Here is an 18258-nt window from a genome sequence, read left to right as displayed (position 1 = left end):
CTTAGGCTCGACGCCGTGGGGGACTCGAAACGCGTCGTGTACTGGATCCGCCGGCTCAGCGAGCTGGCCATGTACGGCTGGCTCGGCCTCCTCCTGCTGATCGATCTCGTGTTCGCCGCGGGCCTGGGGCCTCAGCAGTGGCTCGTCCTGATCTGCGGAGCGGCCGGCATCACGGCGCTGGTGCTGCGGCGCAGGTTCCGTACGCAGGGCTATCTCGCCCTGCTCGGCCTGTCGTTCGTGACGTCGATGGCGCTGGCCGCCATCGGCAACGGCGGCCTGCCCGGCATGGCGGAGACCGGCTCGCTGCTCATCCTGACCCTCGGCGTGCTGCGGCACGTCGAGCCGGTACGCAACGCCGCCCTGCTGTCCTGCCTCGGCCTCGCCGTCCTGATGGCCGAGGCCGGCGGCCGCGAGTACCACAACGCGGGGCTGATGTTCTCGTTCCTGCTGTTCGCGAGCTGGTCGATGACCGCGGGCGTCGGCGGCTACCTGCGCTTCCAGCAGGAGCGGCGGACCGAGGCGGTCCACTCGGTACGCAGGGCGGAGCGCCTGGAGCTGGCCAGGGAGCTGCACGACCTGGTCGCCCACCACATCACCGGCATCGTGGTGCAGGCCCAGGCCGCGCGTACGGTCGCCGAGAGCAGCCCGCAGGCCGTGCTGCCCGCGCTGGACGCGATCGCCTCGGCCGGCTCGGACGCGCTGACGTCGATGCGCCGCATGGTCACCGTGCTGCGCGCGGAGGACGAGGCAGGCAGGACGCCCGGCGTCACGCTGGCCGACCTGCGCATGATGACCGAGCGGTTCTCGGCCGAGGGGCCGAAGGTGGCCTTCGAGATCGGGCAGGGCATCGACGACCGTACGCTGCCGCCCGAGGTCATGACCACCCTGCACCGCGTGCTCCTGGAGGCGCTGACGAACGTGCGCAAGCACGCGGCGCGCACCGCCTGGGTGGAGGCGGAGCTGCGCCGCCTTGAGCAGCTGGTGACGCTGCGGGTGCGGAACTTCGGCTCGGGCTCGGATTCGCGCGTGTCCCGGCTCGGCGGCGGGTTCGGGCTGGTGGGCATGGCCGAGCGGGTGGAGGCGCTGGGGGGACGGCTCTACGCGGGCCCCTCCCCCGAGGGCGCATGGGAAGTGGTGGCCGAGTTCCCGCTCTCCTGACGGGGAGCGGGAACCCGTCAGTGGTTGGCCAGGAAGGCGAGCAGGTCCTGGCGGGTGATCAGCCCGGCCGGCTTGCCGTCCTCCAGCACAACGGCCGCATCGGCCTTCTCCAGCGCTTCCACCGCAATGGCCACAGGTTCACCAGAGCCGATCGTGGGTAGCGGCGCGGACATGTGATCGGAGATCGGATCGTCGGAGGAGAGCCTGCCGTGGTAGAGGGCTTCGAGGAGATCGCGCTCGACGATGGATCCGACCACCTCGGCCGCCATGACCGGCGGCTCCTCCTTCATGACCGGCAGCTGCGACACCGAGTATTCGCGCATGATCGAGATGGCCGTGCCGACCGTCTCGTGCGGGTGCACGTGCACGAACTCCGGCAGCCCCGCGCCCTTGCGGGCCAGCACGTCGCCGACCGTGCCCTCGTCGGAGGACGTGATGAGGAAGCCGTAGTCGGCCATCCAGTCGTCGTTGAAGATCTTCGACAGGTAGCCGCGGCCGCCGTCGGGCAGCAGCACCACCACCACGTCGCCGGGCGCCGCCGTGGCCGCCACCCGCAGCGCCGCCACCACGGCCATGCCGCACGACCCGCCGACCAGCAGCCCCTCTTCGCGGGCGAGCCTGCGGGTCATGTTGAAGGAGTCCTTGTCGGACACGGCGATGATCTCGTCGCAGATCTCCGTGTCGTACGTGGCCGGCCAGATGTCCTCGCCCACGCCCTCCACGAGGTAGGGCCGCCCGGATCCGCCGGAGTAGACCGAGCCCTCGGGGTCGGCCCCGATGATCTTCACTCGGCCGCCGGAGACCTCCTTGAGGTAGCGGCCGGTGCCGGAGATCGTGCCGCCGGTGCCGATGCCCGCCACGAAGTGCGTGACCCGGCCCTCGGTCTGCTCCCAGATCTCGGGCCCCGTCGAGTGGTAGTGGGAGTCGGGGTTGTTGGGGTTGGAGTATTGGTCGGGCTTCCAGGCGTTGGGGATCTCGCGGGCCAGCCGGTCGGAGACCGAGTAGTAGGACTCGGGGTGGTCGGGCGAGACGGCGGTCGGGCAGACCACCACCTCGGCGCCGTACGCCCGCAGCACCGAGATCTTGTCCTGGGCCACCTTGTCGGGCACCACGAACAGGCACCTGTAGCCCTTCTGCTGGGCCACGATGGCCAGGCCGACGCCGGTGTTGCCCGAGGTCGGCTCGACGATCACGCCGCCGGGACGCAGCGCGCCCGACTTCTCGGCGGCCTCGATCATGCGCACCGCGATGCGGTCCTTGACCGAGCCCCCGGGGTTGAAGTACTCGACCTTGGCGAGCACCTGCGCGGGGACGCCCGCGGTGACTTTGTGCAGCCTGACGAGCGGCGTGTTGCCCATCAGGTCGACCAGGGAATCGTAAACGCGCACCGAGGTGTTCACCTTCTTTGCCGAAGCTTGGTCAGCTTGCCGATGGCCGAGGTCCAGTGGGGGTGGCCGGCCCTCGGTTAGTTTCATGCAAACGCTACCGCCGAGTTCGACTGGGGAGGGCACGTACGTGGTGTGGCCGGCTGGCATGGCACGCGCGGCAAGGAAGATCGCTACCGCTGCGGCGTTCGGAGGTGGCGGGCTGACGGCTCTCGGAGCCACGGCGTACGGCCTGCTGATCGCCGAAGGGCTGCTGGCACGCAAGGCCATCGGCCGTCCGCACGGCCTGGACGGCCCGCCGTCCGACGGCGTCTACGGCGCCGATTTCCCCGGTGAGCCGATCAGGATGGCCATGCTGGGCGACTCCACGTCCGTCGGCCTGGGCATGACCGACCCGGCGCGCACGCCCGCGGTGCTGCTGGCCGGCGGCCTGGCCGCGGTGGCCGACCGGCCGGTCGAGCTGAAGGTGGTGGGCAAGTCGGGCGCGCCGTCGGCGGAGCTGGCCGAGCAGGTGGACGCCGCGCTGCCCATGAGCCCCGACCTGGCGGTGATCTTCGTGGGGGCCAACGACATCATCACGCAGACGCCGCCCGCGACCGCCGTACGTCACCTGGTCAAGGCCGTGCGGCGGCTGCGTGACGCGGGGGCGGAGGTGGTCGTGGGCACGTGTCCCGACCTCGGCACCGTGCGGCCCATCGCGCAGCCGCTGCGCTGGGTGACGCGGCGCTGGAGCCGGCAGCTCGCCGCGGCGCAGACGGTGGCGGTGGTGGACGCGGGCGGCCGTACGGTGGCGTTCGCCGACGTCCTGGGCCCGGAGTTCGCTACAAATCCGACAGAAATGTTCGGACCGGATCGTTTCCATCCATCTGACCGAGGTTACGCGCAGGCCGCTTACGCGGTGCTACCGTCGGTGTGCGCTGCGTTGGGGCTGTGGCCTGAGCCGCGGCCCGCGCGCGGCGAAGCACTGCAACCGATCTACCTCGCGGCGGCTACGGCCGCGGAGGAGCCCGGCACCGAGGTCTCCGCGACCCGGGTCGACGGGCGGGCGACGGGCCTGCACGGCAAGTGGGCGACGTTGTTCCGCCGGCGGCTCGGCGAGGCGGTCAACGACACCTGACACCTGCGCACCCTCGGCCGGTCACCCTCCGCGCCCGAGTCGCCACTCCCCGTCCTCATTGGAGTGGATTGCCCGTGCGCCGGCCCTCGTGGAAACCGTCCCTCGCCCTCGCTGGCACCCTCACCACCGGCCTCGCCGTCGCCGGCTGCTCCGGCAGCGACGCCGCCACCTCCGCCTACCCCTCCTGGCACAACACCAGGATCAACGTCGTCAGCAGGATGGCGGTGGGCGCCGACGTGGTCGCCGTCACCTCGATGAGGCCGGAGGGCGCGCTGGAGACCGTCGCCATGAGCCTGCGCGACGGCCGGCAGCTGTGGGCCCATCCGGCCACCATGGCTGGCCGCCTGCCCGGCATGGGCGTCTCGGCCCCCGCGCTCGTGCGGCAGGCCGACGGTCACAGCGTGGTGGTGGCGCTCGACCCCGCCAAGCAGGGCCGCTGGAACGCCACGCTCATCGCCCGCGACGCGCGTACGGGGGCGAAGAAGTGGACCAGGCCCGTGCACTCGACGTTCGGCCCGCAGCGCTGCGGCCCCTACGTGTGCCTGTCCGAGCACACCGCACTGGCCAAGGCCCGCATGGTGGTGCTCGATCCGGAGACCGGCAAGCAACTGTGGAAGCTGCCCGGCATCTCCGAGGTCGAGTGGGCGGACAAGAGCCGGGTGCTGCTGCTCAGGCTGGCCGCCAACCCCATGGTGGAGTCGTACGAGCTGAAGACCGGCAAGCTGCAGTGGCAGCAGCCGATCGAGCAGGCACTCGGCCCCGGCATCGACCTGTCGGGCGGCTGGGCGTTCGGGGCGGCGGGCGACGACCTGGTGGGCTACGTCGCCCCGTACACGAACCCGAAGACGAAGAAGGTCTCGACGTTCGGGCTGTTCAGCGTCAAGATCGCGGACGGGACCATCAACTGGATGCGGCCCTCGGTCGTACGCGTCTATCCGAGCGGCAGCCCGGGGCTCGCGCCGGTCGTCCGCCCCGTCGACCCCAACGGCGCCTACGGCGGCTTCGCCCGGCTCGACCCGGCCAGCGGGCGGGTGGTGGGTCAGATCACCGCCTCCGAGGTGCCCGGCTCCGGCTGGTGGCTGGCCTTCCCCGACCGCATGGACAAGCTGGGCTTCCTGCAGCACCGCGCCAAGGGCACGGCCTTCGACCTGGCGGCGGGCCGTCCGGTGCCGGCGGAGGGCCAGCGCGGCTGGTCGTTCTGCGTCACCGACCCCAAGCCGCTGCCGCTGCGCGGCCAGCCGCCCGGCTTCTACTCCACGGCCGCGCTCTGCGAGTACGACCTCGGCACCGGCAAGCGCATCACTCCCCCTTCGACGCCGCCGCCCTGGTTCACCGGCAGCCAGGAGGGCTGGCGGCTGTGGCGGGACGAGCGGGGCGGCCTGCATGCGGTGAACGACCAGACGGCGAACTCGCCCGGAATGTACGGATAAGAACGGCCCCGTCGGCCCCTGCGCAGAGAACTGGAATATAGTTCTACTATTAGCGCCGACAAAGGAGGGGCCATGCCCGAGGCAGTCATCGTCGCAACCGCGCGTTCCCCGATCGGACGAGCCTTCAAGGGGTCGCTCAAGGACATCAGGCCCGATGATCTGACCGTGCAGATGATCAAGGCGGCGCTGGCCAAGGTGCCCCAGCTCGACCCCGCCTCGATCGAGGACATCATGCTCGGCTGCGGCCTGCCCGGCGGCGAGCAGGGCTTCAACATGGCCAGGGTCGTGGCGGTGATGCTGGGCCTCGACGACGTGCCCGGCACCACCGTGACCCGCTACTGCTCCTCGTCGCTGCAGACCACCCGGATGGCCTTCCACGCCATCAAGGCGGGCGAGGGCGACGTGTTCGTCTCGGCGGGCGTCGAGACCGTCTCCCGCTTCACCAAGGGCAACTCCGACTCGCTGCCCGACACGCACAACCCGGCCTTCCTGGGCGCCCGCGAGCGCAGCAAGGAGTACGCCGAGGGCGGCAAGGAGTGGCACGACCCGCGCGAGGACGGCGAGGTGCCCGACGTCTACATCGCCATGGGCCAGACGGCCGAGAACCTCGCCCAGCTCAAGGGCGTCACCCGCCAGGAGCAGGACGAGTTCGGCGTGCGCTCGCAGAACCTCGCCGAGAAGGCGCTGGCCGACGGGTTCTGGCAGAAGGACATCACGCCGGTGACGCTGCCCGACGGCACCGTGGTGGCCAAGGACGACGGGCCGAGGGCCGGCACCACGTACGAGAAGGTCTCCACGCTCGCGCCCGTCTTCCGCCCCGACGGCACGGTCACGGCCGGCAACTGCTGTCCGCTCAACGACGGCGCGGCGGCGGTCGTCATCATGAGCGACGTCAAGGCCGCCGAGCTGGGCATCACGCCGCTGGCCAGGATCGTCTCGACCGGCGTGACCGGCCTGTCGCCCGAGATCATGGGGCTCGGCCCCGTGGAGGCGTCGAAGCAGGCGCTGGCCAGGGCCGGCATGTCGATCGACGACATCGACCTGGTGGAGATCAACGAGGCGTTCGCCGCGCAGGTCATCCCGTCGTACCGGGAGCTCGGCATCGACACCGACCGGCTCAACGTCAACGGCGGCGCCATCGCGGTGGGCCACCCGTTCGGCATGACCGGCGCGCGCATCACCTCGACGCTGATCAACGGCCTCCAGCACCACGACAAGAGCATCGGCCTGGAGACGATGTGCGTGGGCGGCGGCCAGGGCATGGCCATGGTCATCGAGCGCCTGAGCTGAGCGTGCGGGCCGCGCGCCACGACGGCGTGCGAGCCCAGGGCGGGCCGCGCGACCGGGGACGCCTCCCCGGCGCGCGGCCTCAGCCGTGGTGGTCGGGGCCGGCGTGGACCGGCGTGATGCGCATGAGGACCCGGCGCTCGCGTTCCATGGCGGCGCGGTAGTCGTCCCAGTCGGGGTGCTCGCCCGAGATGTCGCGGTAGTAGGTGATCAGCGGCTCCATCGCCTCGGGCAGGTGGACGATCTCGGCGGTGCCGTCGACCTGGATCCACTCACCGAAGAAGCGGTCGGTGAAGACGCACAGCGACACGTGGGGGTCGTGCAGCGCGTTGCGCACCTTGGCCGCGGTCTCGCGGGTGCTGATCACGACGTGGTCACCCTGCACGCCTGCCGTGACCGGCGACATCTGCGGGCGCCCATCGCGGTGCCGGGTCAGCAGGACGGCGTGGTGGTGATCGCGGAGGAAACCGAGGGCCTTGTTGAGATCCATGCCCCCATGATGACGCGCCCGCGCTTGCGGCACGGGCGCGGGACGGTTGGGCTTAGATGAAGCCCATGCGGTTACGGCGGTGCCGCTCGTGCTCGTGTACGATCGCGGCGGCGTAGCCGTGGGTCAGCCCGTGCTCGTCGGCGAGCCAGTTGGCCCGTTCGTCGCACCTCAGGAAGCTCGGGCCGTTGTCGATGGCTTGGAACCACTCTGGGAGTTCGCGTCCCGTGATGGTCGGGACCCTGGCGATGAGCTTTGTCTGCGTCTCCGGTGAGTGGTTCAAGGACATGGGCACCTCCGCGGATTAAGGTCCTTTGCTTGACACTGCAACACGGACGTGCGGATGGCAAGCCCTCAGTCCGGCATCATTTTGTGACGGCAGGTAGATTTTCCGTCGCAGAGCGAAAGGGCCCCGCCGGTGCGGCGGAGCCCTTCACGAGACGGTTGCGAGCAGGTCAGTCGCTACTGGTGAAGTAGCTGACGAACCGCAGCACCTCCAGGTAGATCCACACCAGGCTCAGCGTGAGGCCGAAGGCGCACTGCCAGGCGAACTTCTCCGGCGCGCCCTGCTTGACGCCCTGCTCGATCGAGTCGAAGTCGAGCAGCAGGAAGAAGCAGCCGAGCAGGATCATGGCGACGCTGAAGATCCAGCCGAGCGGGCTGTCGGTGCGCAGGCCCAGGCCGCCGTCGACCCAGATGCCCATGACGAGGTTGACCAGGACCAGGCCGAGCGCGGCGATACCGGCCGCGACGACGAACTTCACCAGCTTGGGTGTCACGCGGACGATGCGCAGCGCGTAGACGGTCAGCACCGCGCCGAACGCGAACGCCGTTCCGAGCACCGCCTGCAGCACGATGCCGCTGATCATGCCTTCGAAGACAGAGCTGATCTTGCCGAGGAAGACGCCCTCGAACACCGCGTACGCCAGGATGAGCGCCGGGTTGGTGCTCTGGGTGAACGAGGCGATCAGGCCGAGGACCAGCGCCACGATCGCCGCGCCGATGGCGACCATCGGGGGGACGTCGAGGATCCAGGCCGCGGCGGCGGCGACGACCAGCGCGCCGAGGGTCAGGAACCCTCGGACCACGACGTCGTCGAGCGTCATGGTCCGGTACGCCGGCCGGGACGGTGGTGCGTACGACGGCGCGTCGTACATGTTCTGCAGCTGGTCGGGTGACGGGGTGGGACCGGCCCAGCCCGTCGCGGCCTGCTGCCGCGACCTGCTGAATACGGGGTTCTTGCTCTCCATCGCTGCCTCCTGTGACGACGAGCCTACGGTGCGCGCCGCCACCTTGGTCAACTGACGCTCATATGGATGTTCATACGGGATGTCGGCTGCGTTCACAACGATCCGGCCCGCCCCGGAGTTCCCGCGGTCGTGAATTGCCCGCGTGCTGCCTCCGGCAGGGCATCGACGTGCGCCGATGCGCCCAGGGGAAGAGTATGGCCCCTTTCAGCCACGGGAAAGGGCGGTTGTCAGGTGTAGTCAGGCATTCACAGAAAGGAATCTCCGCAATGCGCGGAGAAAGCAGAAAACCCGGGGTCTGTCAATGTCGGGGAGCCGGCGAAAACTTTTCGGCCGGGCAAACAGCGGCCGTCGGGCGGTCCGTACGCACCGGAGGTCAGGGCCGGCGGCGGGGCCGCTCGGCGGCCGTGTGGCCGGGTATCCACCAGCAGTGATCACCCGGTGACAGGACAAACTCGATAACAACTCGATATCGGCCGGTAACACCGCAGTGATGGTCTGTCCCGCGATGGCGGTAAACCTCCAGGTCAGAGACCTGGAGTCAATGGAGATGGCAAGTGCCCCCGGCGGGATTCGAACCCGCACGTCAACCCTTTTAAGGGGTTTGCCTCTGCCATTGGGCTACGGGGGCGCCGCAATCATACGAAACAGACCATGCTTCCGAGGAGCACAACTTCGCATCAAGCGTCACAAGTGTGAAGCTTGCGGTGAAGTGATAGCGCTCCAGGGACTCTGTCCAAGAAGAGTAGACCGTCTAGATGGTCCAGTTGGTGCTGAATGCAGCGAGCTTCCACGGCATCCGCTTCGATGGTGACGGTCTCCCCGGATCCTGGCAAATGCCCATGTACGGTGATACGCGTCGCTCGCCGTACGTCGGCGGTCAGCCCGGGGATCGACGCGCACCCCTCACGCCCCTCGTCCCAATCGGCCGCCCCCGCGAGCCTGGGATTGACGAGGACGGTCTCTCCGGCCCAGGAACGACTCCTGGGGTGGCGACCGGCGTCAAAGGCGATCAGCCGCCAGCTGAGGCCGATCTGAGGGGCCGCCAGCCCGGTCGTGGCGGGCGTGCGGCGCAGGGTCGCCAGCAGATCGGCCGCGGCGGCCACCACCTCGGGGTCGCCCGGGTCCACGGGCTCCGCCACGGCGGACAGGACGGGATGCGGGGCGCCGAGCACGTCCCGCACGGTGCCGGCCGGTCTCGGGCCCCGCCGGTTCACAACAGGTCCGGTTCGACGGGACGGAAGGTGATGTCGGAGTCGAGGCTCGCGCCGACGGCCGCCAGCCTGCGCATGAGCGCGGCGACGTCGACGTCCTTCGGCAGCTCGACGTCCGCGATGAGCACGTACAGGCGGCCGGTGAGCCGCGTGCTCATGCCGGTGATGTTGCCGCCGTCCTCGGCCAGCACGGCGCTGACGGCGGAGACGATGCCGGGACGGTCGGGGCCGTGCACGGTCAGCACGTAGCCCAGCCCGCCGCCGAAGCCGCCGCAGAAGTGACGGCGGGCGGCGATCGCCGAGGCGGTGACCACGAGATCGGGAGCACCCACCCGTTTGGTCAGCTCGGCGGGATCGAGGTCGCCCGAGACCAGAAGCATCATCGCGACGTGCCCGCCCAGCAACGTCATGGTCGAGTCCTGGATGTTCACCCCGCAGTCGGCGAGCGACCCGGTTACCGCGGCGATCACGCCTGGCCGGTCGACGCCCAGCACGGTCACCGCTGACAGACCCACCCGTGGCACCCCTTCCGCTTGCTCCATGGGCGCCGAGAACGCTCCGGCGCATGGATCGCCGGAGCGCTGCCGTACCCGAGCTAGCGGCGAGTCGTCGCCACCGCCGCCCTGAAGCCGTCGCGGGGGTGCTCCATCTCTCCCAGAGAGATCGTCTCTCGCTTGAAGAACAGAGCCAGAGTCCAGTCGACGACCACACGGACCTTGCGGTTCAGCGTCGGCACCCGCGACAGATGGTAGGTGCGGTGCATGAACCACGCAGGGAATCCGCGAAGCTTGACGCCATAGACATTGGCCACGCCCTGATGCAGGCCGAGTCCGGCGACCGATCCGACGTACTTGTGGCGGTAATCGACCAGTTCCTCGCCGCGGAGGTGGCGGACGATGTTGTCGGCCAGCACCTTCGCCTGGCGGACGGCGTGCTGGGCGTTGGGCGCGCAGTATTGGCCGGGGTTGGTCACGTCGGGCACCCCCGCGGCGTCGCCCGCCGCGAACGCGCCGGGCGAGCCCGCCACGGTGAGCATCGCCGTGGTCTTGATCCGGCCGCGCTCGTCGAGCGGCAGATCGCTGTCGCCGACCACCGGGCTGGGCTTGACGCCTGCCGTCCAGACGAGCGTCTCGGCGTCGAACTCGGTGCCGTCCGAGAGCACCACGTGGCCGCCCACGCAGGACTCGAGCCGGGTGTCGAGCTTGACCTCGATGCCGCGCTCGCGCAGCTGCTCCAGCGTCCACCTGCCCATCTCGGGCCCGACCTCGGGCAGCACCCGGTTCGTCGCCTCGACGAGCACCCAGCGGATGTCGGACGGCTTGATGTTGCGGTAGTAGCGGGTCGAGTGCTTGGCCATGTCCTCCAGCTCGGCCAGCGCCTCGACGCCCGCGAAGCCGGCCCCGACCACCACGAACGTCAGCGCCCTGCGCCGCACCTCGGGGTCCTCGGTCGACTCGGCCACGTCGAGCAGGTGGAGCACCCGGTTGCGCAGCGCGATCGCCTCGCCGACCGTCTTGAAGCCGATGCCGATGTCGGTGAGCCCGGGGATGGGCAGCGTGCGGGAGATCGACCCGGCGGCCATCACGATCACGTCGTACGCGATCTCGCGCGGCTCGCCCTCGGCCGGCTGGAAGGTGACCACGCGCCCGGCGTGGTCGACCTTGGTCACGGTGCCGTTCAGGATGTGCGCCTTGGGCAGGACCCGCCGCAGCGGGGCCACCATGTGGCGCGGCGAGAGGTTGCCCGCCGCCGCCTCCGGGAGGAACGGCTGGTAGGTCATGTAGGACTGGGGGTCGATGATCGTGATGCGGGCTTCGCCGCCGCGCAGCTCGCTCCGGAGCTTGCGCTGCAGCCTGAGCGCTGTGTAGAGGCCGACGTAGCCGCCGCCGACGATCACAATGTGCTTGTTCATCCTGAGGCCCCATCCCTCGTGGAAAGTGCTTGTGAAAGCATTCACAAGCCTACGTCAAGGGCTCTCGAAGAAGCCAGCCGAGGGGTGGTGGGACGCGTCACACCGCCAGCGACCTGGCCCTGGAGAAGACGTCGTCCAGCATCTGGGCGGTGACGCGGCCGGTGAAGGTGTTCTGCTGGCTGGGGTGGTAGCAGCCCATGAGCGTGACGGGCGAGCCGCCGTGCCCGACCTCCACCTCCACCCCGTGACCGAACGGCGGGCGGCTGCGCGGCAGCTCGTAGCCCGCCTCCTTGAGCGCCGGCCACATGGCCTGCCAGGCGTAGCCGCCGAGCGCCACGACCACCCGTACGGTCCCGGCCACCAGCGCGATCTCCCTGGACATCCATGGGAAGCAGGTGGCCTTCTCCTGCGGGGTCGGCTTGTTCGCCGGCGGCGCGCAGCGCACCGACGCCAGCACGCGGGTGCCGATCAGCCGCTGGCCGTCGCCGGCGTACGTGCTGGTCTCCTGTGCGGCGAGGCCGCACCGGTGGAGCGAGGCGAACAGCCAGTCGCCGCTGCGGTCGCCGGTGAAGATGCGGCCCGTCCTGTTGCCCCCATGGGCCGCCGGGGCCAGCCCGACCAGCAGGATCCGCGGCCGCTCTTCGCCCCACCCGGGGACGGGACGGCCCCAGTACGTCTCGTCCGCGAACGCCCGCCGCTTCGTCCGCGCGACCTCCTCGCGCCACTCCACCAGGCGGGGGCAGGCGCGGCAGACGGACTGCGCGGCCGTGAGCTCCTCGAGCGTGCCGCCGGCGGCGGCGATGCGTTTCACGTCGGCGGGGTCGAGGGCGACGGGCGTGTCAGCGGTCGCCGGGTCGTCGGGCCAGCCGGTGCCAGGAGGTACGAAGCTCATGACACCGATGGTGCCCGATCACTCGGAGCGCTTGGGCTCCGGCGTGGCGCTCGGGTTTGCTGCGCCCTCGCTGGGGCCCTCGCTGGGGCCCTCGCTGGGGCCCTTGGTGGGGCAGGCGGACGGCGTCGCCGTGGCCGCCCCGGCGCTCTCCCGCCGGTCGATCAGCGGCAGCGGGTAGCGGTTGCGCACCGGCTCGCCGCACGATCTGTCGATCTCGAAGCCGAAGGACTCCGGGCGGGTGGTGAACGGCTTGCCGTCCTGGTCGTAGAGGTAGACGTCGGTCAGCGGGGTGCCGTCCTTGGCGTACGGCCGCAGGTTGGCCACCCCCTCCGCGGTGCCGCCGCCCACCAGCAACACGTTCGCGGCCGTCTGGACCTGCGGCGACGGGTCGGCGCCCGCCCCCGCGAAGCCCGCGAGCAGCGCGATGGCGGCCAGCGCGTTCGCGGTCACCGCGGCCAGCACGACCGAGCGCCCCCGTGTCCGCCGGCCGAGCCAGACCGAGGCGACGATCGCGAGCACCACGAGCGCCCAGTCGGGCGGGGTCGCGGGGACGAGCCTGGCCTCGCCCGAAAGCATGAGGGTGGTGAGCATGCCCAGGGCGTAGCCGCGCAGCACCCACCAGCCGGGCCTCAGCTCGCGCAGGAAGCCCGCGAGACCGCCGCTCGAACCGGTGCGCAGCAGGGCGGCGCGGGCCCGGCTCAGGAGCGTGGGGCCGCGCCTGGCGCCGCTCGTCCCGTAGGCGGCCGACAGCTCGGCCGCGTACGCCTCCGGCGGGCCGAGCCTGGTGTCGAGCGGCAGGTCCGACTCGGCGGCGATCTCCGCCAGGTGGTCGTCGAGGTCCTCCAGCAGCTCCTCCCTGTCGGGATGGCCGGCCAGGGCGTCGCGTACGGCCTGTGCGTACTGGTCGGGGGTCATCAGATACCTCCGTGGAAACCCCCGCCTTCAGGCGGGGAAGGAATCGGACCCCTGCGGAGCAGGACAGGGGCAGCCGGTTCGCCGTCAGGCGAACCGGCGTATCGAACACACGCGCGATCTTTGGCCGATCGTGGGAGCATGTGGGGCGTGGCGCAGATCGTGAAGCGGGCCTACAAGTACCGCTTCTACCCGACCCCCGAGCAGGCCCGCGAGCTTGCCCGGACGTTCGGCTGCGTCCGCCTCGTCTACAACAAGGCACTGGAGGAGCGCACCCGCGCCTACCGGCTGGAAGGCCGCCGCGTCTCCTACGTGGAGTCCTCCGCGCGCCTGACGGAATGGAACCGCAGCGGCGAGTTCGACTTCCTGTTCGAGGTGTCGTCGGTCCCTCTGCAGCAGGCGCTGCGCCACTTGCAGGCGGCGTTCGCGAACTTCTTCGCCAAGCGCGCCAGGTACCCCACGTTCAAGAGCAAGAAGAAGTCCCGGGCGTCGGCGGAGTACACCCGCTCGGCGTTCCGCTGGCGTGAGGGCACCTTGACGCTGGCGAAGATGGACACGCCGCCGGCCATCGTGTGGTCGCGTCCGCTGCCGGAGGGTGCGCAGCCGTCCACGGTCACCGTCTCCCGCGACAGCGCGGGACGCTGGTTCGTGTCCCTCCTGGTCGAGGAGAAGATCATCCCGCTCCCGCCCGCCCGGCGGAGCGTCGGTGTGGACGCCGGCATCACCGCGCTGGCGACACTCTCGACCGGCGAGAAGATCGTCAACCCCAAGCATGAGCGCGCCGATCGGCGCAAGCTGGCCAAGGCTCAGCGGGCACTCGCTCGTAAGGAGAAGGGGTCGAACAACCGGGCCAAGGCCAGACTGAAGGTCGCCGGGGTGTACGCCCGGATCGCCGACCGCAGAAGAGATCACCTGCACAAGGTCACCACACGGCTTGTTCGCGAAAACCAAACGATCGCCGTGGAAGACCTGACCGTCCGCACCATGGTCCGCAACCACAGCCTGGCCCGCGCCATCTCGGATGCGAGCTGGCGGGAACTGCGCTCCATGCTGGAGTACAAGGCACGATGGTACGGGCGGACTGTGGTGGCGATTGACCGCTGGTTCCCGTCGTCGAAGCTGTGCTCGGCGTGCGGGGCCCTGCGGGAGAAGATGCCGCTGAACGTCCGGGAATGGATGTGTGCTTGCGGTGCGGTCCATGACCGGGATGTGAACGCGGCCAGGAACGTGCTCGCCGCCGGGCTGGCGGAGAGCTGAAACGCCTGTGGAGCGGGTGTAAGACCTCAACGAGAGTCCTCTCGGACGGGGCGACCGGCTGTGAAACAGGAACCCTCACGGGCAACCGTGGGAATCCCCCTCGCTGACGAGGGGGAGGATGTCAAGCTCGTTCCTCCTTGAGCAGGGCTGCCATGGTGGCCGAGAAGGAGGCCCAGGTCTTGGCGGAGTCGGCGTACAGGCGCCGGCCGGTGTCGTTGAGCCCGTAGTACTTGCGGTGCGGCCCCTCGTCGGAGGCCACCACGTACGAGGTCAGCGCGCCCGCTTTGAACAGGCGGCGCAGGGTGCCGTAGACGGAGGCGTCGCCGACCTCGTCGAGCCCGGCCTCCCTGAGCCTGCGTACGACGTCGTAGCCGTAGCCGTCACGCTCGTCGAGCACGGCCAGGACGGCCAGGTCGAGCACGCCCTTGAGAAGCTGGCTGCTGTCCACGCGTCACACAGTAGTGTGCAATGCACAGTAGTAGCAAACGGAAAAACCGGGCGGCTCCCGAAGGTGCCGCCCGGTTCAGCCGATCAGTGGAGCGCCGTGGTCAGACCAGAAGCGTCCGTGCCGTGCTCGTCAGAGCGCGTCCCCGAAGGTGGGGCCGGGCTCGGGCTCGGCGTTCTTCGGCGACGGGGTCGTCGTCGGCTTGGGCTCCGGCTTGCAGGGCGCGTAGCGGTCGCTGGAGGAGTCGCTGTTGTCCGGGCCGGTGATCGACAGCGTCACCACGCCGCCCTTGGTGGCGTGGCCACTCAGAGCGGTGGAGAACCCGGGAACGACGATGGTGCCACCGTCACGGCCGAAGTAGGTCGAGCCGTCACTGACGGTACGGCCGTTGAGCGACCAGCGGTAGGTGACCCGGCCCGCACCGGTGGAGGTGACGGAGCCGCTGGCCCTGACCGAGCAGTCGGTGCCGGTCGTGGCGTGGGCGGAGGCGGAGACCTTGGTGTGCGGCTTCGGAGCCTCGTAGTCCTTGCACCAGACCTTGTAGTACGCCCGGTTGGACGACGCGCTGTCGGGGCTCAGGACCTGCAGCTGCGCCCAGCCGCGCTGGCTGTGACGCGGGGAGATGCTGAAGCCGACCTTCCGCGAGTCGCGGACCTTGATCTTGCCGTAGTCGACGGCGTCACCGTTGACCACCCAGCGGTAACGCACCCAGGCCGGGCGCGAAGAGCTGATCACGCCGGTGAAGCCGATCCTGGCGCCAGGGGCGCAGCGGCCGGCGTAGGAGCTCGGGCTGGCCCACGCGCGGGCGCTGATGGTGGGATCGAGGTGGGTGCGCTCGACCTCCTTCAGCGACTGGCAGTTGACCGAGAAGTAGCCCTTCTTGGACGTGACCTTCTTCGGGCCGAGGACCTGGACGGCCTCCCAGCCCTTCTTGACGTCCTCGGTGAAGGTGATGGACTGCTTGACCGTGACGGTCCTGGTGCCCTTGCCCTTGACCGTGACGGTCTTGACCTTGCTCTTGGAGCCGTCGCCGTGCAGCCAGCGGTAGGCCACCTTGGTGGAGCCCTTGACCGGGACCTTGATCTTGGCCGAGAAGTTGACCTTGACCGGGCAGGACCCCTCGTAGGCGCCGGGCGCGGCCTTCGGCGTGGTGGCCGAGACCTTTGCCTTGGACGCGGGCTTGGCGGCCGTGGCCGCCTGGGCGGGCCCGGCGACCAGGCCCGCGGCCAGCGCCGCCAGTGCCGCGGTCGAGGCGCCGAACGCAGCGGCCTTACGGGCTAACCCAACAGACATCATGTGAGAGTGCTCCATTCCGTGAGGGAAGAGACGCGCTCGGGAACGGTCGCCAAGCCTGCGCCTTTCGCGCACGGCGATATGGCAAAGCCCCCGTAATGCCCCTTTACCTAAGCACAATACTGATCGCACGCTCAACACGATCGTGAATTATGAAATGTCCGGATTTCTTCAGCTATCGCGCTAGAGACCATGCCATTCCGTCAAGGATGTCGTGCTCACTCACGACGACCTGCGAAAACGCGAAACGACGGACGATACGGTCCAGAATGAGGGCGCCGGCCCCGATCACGTCCACCCGGCCCGGATGCATCACCGGCACCTGCGCGCGTTCACCATGGGTCATCGCGAGCAGCCGCCGCGTCACCTCGTGCACCTGCTCGGCCGAAATGACCGAATGGTGGATGCGCGCCGGATCGTAGTAAGGCAGCTCCTGCGCGATGCCCGACACCGTCGTCACCGAGCCGGCGAGGCCGACCAGCGTCTTCGCCCGGTGCACCGGCACCTCGGCCTCGACCCGGTCGAGCGCGGCCTCGATGTCGGCCACCACCGCCTCCAGCGCGGGCGCCGACGGCGGGTCGCCGGCGTCACGCAGGTGCCGCTCGGTCAGCCGTACGCAGCCGATGTCGACCGACAGCGAGCCCTCCGCGTGCACGGAGCCGACCACGAACTCCGTCGAGCCGCCGCCGATGTCCACCACCAGGTAGGGCGCGAGCGGGCCGCGCGCCACCTCGGTCTCGGGCGACAGCCGGGTAAGGCCCCTGGTGGCACCGGTGAACGACAGCTCGGCCTCCTCGGCGCCCGTCACCACCTCCGGTTCCACCCCGAAGATCTTCCGCACGCCGGTCACGAACTCCTGCCGGTTGGCCGCGTCGCGGGTCGCGCTCGTCGCCACCACGCGCGTCGCGACGGCTCCGTGGCGCTCGATGAGCTCCTGGTATTCGCTCATCCGCGCGAACGTGCGCTCCAGCGCCTCGGGCGCCAGCCTGCCGGTGCGGTCGACGCCCTGGCCCAGCCGGACGATCTCCATCCGCCGCTCGACGTCGGTCAGCGTGTCGTCGCCGAGGTCGGCGATGAGCAGGCGTACGGAGTTGGTGCCACAGTCGATGGCGGCTACACGCATGGTCCGTCACTCCACCAGTCGGGGAGTGCGTCCAGCGCCTCCCTGCCGAACGGGTTGCTCCCGGGCGCCGCCAGCTCGTGGGCCACGAGCGCGTGCAGGCACTTGACCCGCTCCGGCATCCCGCCCGTGCTCTGCATGTCGCGCGGCAGCGGCGTCAGGCCCTCCTCGCGGGCCGCCTTGTCGCGCCTGGCCACGTAGTCCTCGTGAGCCGCCTGGTAGACCGCCGCCAGCTCCGGCTCGGTCGCCAGCCTGGCCTGCATCTCCCGCATCAGGCCGGACCCTTCGAGCGTGCCGATGGCCGAGGCCGCCTTGGGACAGGTCAGGTAGTAAAGGGTCGGGAAGGGCGAGCCGTCGGGCAGCCGCGGAGCGGTCTCCACCACGTCGGGGTTGCCGCACGGGCAGCGGTGCGCGACCGCGCGCAGCCCTCTGGGCGGCCGTCCGAGCTGCTGCTCGACGACCTCGACGTCCTTACTGTCCAACACGTTCCCTTCCTGTCACCGACCCGCCGCTCGGCTGCCCGGTCGGCTGCTTCGTCGGCTGCTTTGTCGGCTCTTTCGTCGGCTGCTTCGTGGGCTGCTTGACCGGCTGCCCGGTCGGCTGCTTCGTGGGCTGCTTCGTGGGCTGTTCAGTGGGCTTTTTCGCGGGCTGCTCGTCGGGGACGTCCTGCTGCCCCGTGACGGCCCTGCGGCCCGTGCCCTTGTCGGCGGCCTGCACCGACTCCCACAGCGTCTCGTACCACGGCGGCACCTGCGCGGGCTGCTTGACCGCCGCCTGCGCCCTGCCCTGCTCGGGCTCCATCACCACGTAGCACTTCTCGCCCGGCCCGCAGTAGTGCAGCCGCTCCTTGGCCGTCTTCTTGATCCAGTTGGGGTCGTCGCTCTGCCTGTCACGGGCCAGCAACGCCTGCTTCTCGGCCTCGACCCTGGCCTTCTCCGCGCGCAGCTCCGAGATGCTGCGGCGCAGGCTGATGTACTCGCGGACAGGGTAGGCCAGGCTCATCGCGATCGCGCACACCACGACGGCCAGGATGGCCGCCCGCCCGGTGAGCTGCGGTCTCTTCGCCACTTGCTGCACACCCCCTCAAGTGCGGCTCGCGGCC

General features: G+C 70.1%; 18 protein-coding genes, 1 tRNA gene and 1 pseudogene. 5 read left to right on the top strand and 15 right to left on the bottom strand.

Annotated features, from left to right (window positions below):
* Nucleotides 1–15 precede the first annotated feature (15 nt).
* The gene (locus AB0K18_RS26460; protein WP_364919017.1) at nt 16–1158 is read left to right on the top strand and encodes a histidine kinase; all 1143 of its coding nucleotides are present in this window, start codon (nt 16–18) and stop codon (nt 1156–1158) included.
* A 17-nt stretch (nt 1159–1175) separates the two neighbouring features.
* On the opposite strand, the gene AB0K18_RS26455 is transcribed toward AB0K18_RS26460, so the two are convergent.
* Nucleotides 1176–2546 (bottom strand): cystathionine beta-synthase, encoded by a 1371-nt coding sequence (locus AB0K18_RS26455; protein WP_364919014.1) that lies wholly within the window; start codon nt 2544–2546, stop codon nt 1176–1178.
* Between the two features lie 145 nt (nt 2547–2691).
* On the opposite strand from AB0K18_RS26455, the gene AB0K18_RS26450 reads away from it, so the two are divergent.
* From AB0K18_RS26450 to AB0K18_RS26440, 3 genes are all read left to right on the top strand, one after another.
* Nucleotides 2692–3660, top strand: coding sequence for an SGNH/GDSL hydrolase family protein (locus AB0K18_RS26450; RefSeq protein WP_364919011.1), 969 nt, complete (start codon nt 2692–2694; stop codon nt 3658–3660).
* Between the two features lie 74 nt (nt 3661–3734).
* The gene (locus tag AB0K18_RS26445; protein ID WP_364919009.1) at nt 3735–5090 is read left to right on the top strand and encodes a PQQ-binding-like beta-propeller repeat protein; all 1356 of its coding nucleotides are present in this window, start codon (nt 3735–3737) and stop codon (nt 5088–5090) included.
* A 72-nt stretch (nt 5091–5162) separates the two neighbouring features.
* Nucleotides 5163–6380, top strand: a complete 1218-nt coding sequence (locus AB0K18_RS26440; protein WP_364919006.1) for an acetyl-CoA C-acetyltransferase — start codon at nt 5163–5165, stop codon at nt 6378–6380.
* Nucleotides 6381–6459: 79 nt separating this feature from the next.
* Here the strand turns inward: AB0K18_RS26440 and AB0K18_RS26435 are convergent, their stop codons facing one another.
* The 9 genes from AB0K18_RS26435 to AB0K18_RS26395 all read right to left on the bottom strand — a co-directional run bounded on the left by AB0K18_RS26435 (nt 6460) and on the right by AB0K18_RS26395 (nt 13044).
* Nucleotides 6460–6867, bottom strand: coding sequence for a PPOX class F420-dependent oxidoreductase (locus AB0K18_RS26435; protein ID WP_364919003.1), 408 nt, complete (start codon nt 6865–6867; stop codon nt 6460–6462).
* A gap of 52 nt (nt 6868–6919) precedes the next feature.
* Nucleotides 6920–7153: a DUF4287 domain-containing protein gene (locus AB0K18_RS26430; protein WP_080045101.1), complete on the bottom strand. Its 234-nt coding sequence runs from the start codon at nt 7151–7153 to the stop codon at nt 6920–6922.
* Nucleotides 7154–7319: 166 nt separating this feature from the next.
* Entirely contained in the window at nt 7320–8114 is a 795-nt protein-coding gene (locus tag AB0K18_RS26425) for a Bax inhibitor-1/YccA family protein (protein WP_364919000.1), read from the bottom strand.
* A 555-nt stretch (nt 8115–8669) separates the two neighbouring features.
* Nucleotides 8670–8742, bottom strand: a tRNA-Leu gene (locus AB0K18_RS26420).
* A gap of 49 nt (nt 8743–8791) precedes the next feature.
* The gene (locus AB0K18_RS26415) at nt 8792–9286 is read right to left on the bottom strand and encodes a peptide deformylase (RefSeq protein ID WP_364918998.1); all 495 of its coding nucleotides are present in this window, start codon (nt 9284–9286) and stop codon (nt 8792–8794) included.
* A gap of 38 nt (nt 9287–9324) precedes the next feature.
* A complete protein-coding gene (locus AB0K18_RS26410; RefSeq protein ID WP_364918995.1) occupies nt 9325–9840 on the bottom strand; it encodes an ACT domain-containing protein in 516 nt (171 codons plus the stop codon).
* A gap of 80 nt (nt 9841–9920) precedes the next feature.
* Nucleotides 9921–11237 (bottom strand): NAD(P)/FAD-dependent oxidoreductase, encoded by a 1317-nt coding sequence (locus AB0K18_RS26405; RefSeq protein ID WP_364918992.1) that lies wholly within the window; start codon nt 11235–11237, stop codon nt 9921–9923.
* Nucleotides 11238–11334: 97 nt separating this feature from the next.
* Complete coding sequence (locus AB0K18_RS26400; protein WP_364918989.1) at nt 11335–12129, bottom strand: uracil-DNA glycosylase; 795 nt, start codon at nt 12127–12129, stop codon at nt 11335–11337.
* Nucleotides 12130–12147: 18 nt separating this feature from the next.
* On the bottom strand, nt 12148–13044 hold the full coding sequence (locus tag AB0K18_RS26395; protein ID WP_364918987.1) for a hypothetical protein: 897 nt from the start codon (nt 13042–13044) through the stop codon (nt 12148–12150).
* Nucleotides 13045–13191: 147 nt separating this feature from the next.
* On the opposite strand from AB0K18_RS26395, the pseudogene AB0K18_RS26390 reads away from it, so the two are divergent.
* Nucleotides 13192–14439, top strand: a pseudogene (locus tag AB0K18_RS26390) (RNA-guided endonuclease TnpB family protein).
* On the opposite strand, the gene AB0K18_RS26385 reads toward AB0K18_RS26390, so the two are convergent.
* The 5 genes from AB0K18_RS26385 to AB0K18_RS26365 form a co-directional block, all read right to left on the bottom strand.
* Entirely contained in the window at nt 14420–14746 is a 327-nt protein-coding gene (locus tag AB0K18_RS26385) for a PadR family transcriptional regulator (protein WP_355416582.1), read from the bottom strand. The pseudogene AB0K18_RS26390 and the gene AB0K18_RS26385 sit on opposite strands and share 20 nt — an antisense overlap.
* Nucleotides 14747–14875: 129 nt before the next feature.
* On the bottom strand, nt 14876–16039 hold the full coding sequence (locus AB0K18_RS26380) for a hypothetical protein (protein WP_364918984.1): 1164 nt from the start codon (nt 16037–16039) through the stop codon (nt 14876–14878).
* 172 nt (nt 16040–16211) lie between these two features.
* Nucleotides 16212–17159, bottom strand: coding sequence for a Ppx/GppA phosphatase family protein (locus AB0K18_RS26375; RefSeq protein ID WP_364918982.1), 948 nt, complete (start codon nt 17157–17159; stop codon nt 16212–16214).
* A complete protein-coding gene (locus AB0K18_RS26370) occupies nt 17150–17638 on the bottom strand; it encodes a DUF501 domain-containing protein (protein WP_364919266.1) in 489 nt (162 codons plus the stop codon). Before AB0K18_RS26370 ends, AB0K18_RS26375 begins: the two co-directional genes overlap by 10 nt.
* The gene (locus AB0K18_RS26365) at nt 17628–18224 is read right to left on the bottom strand and encodes a PT domain-containing protein (protein ID WP_364918980.1); all 597 of its coding nucleotides are present in this window, start codon (nt 18222–18224) and stop codon (nt 17628–17630) included. The genes AB0K18_RS26370 and AB0K18_RS26365 overlap by 11 nt, the downstream gene beginning before the upstream one ends.
* Nucleotides 18225–18258 lie beyond the last annotated feature (34 nt).

This window comes from Nonomuraea sp. NPDC049421 (genome assembly GCF_040677005.1).
GTDB lineage: Bacteria > Actinomycetota > Actinomycetes > Streptosporangiales > Streptosporangiaceae > Nonomuraea > Nonomuraea salmonea.
Note: the sequence above shows the minus strand (reverse complement) of the source record. Positions and strands in the feature narration are given on the sequence as shown.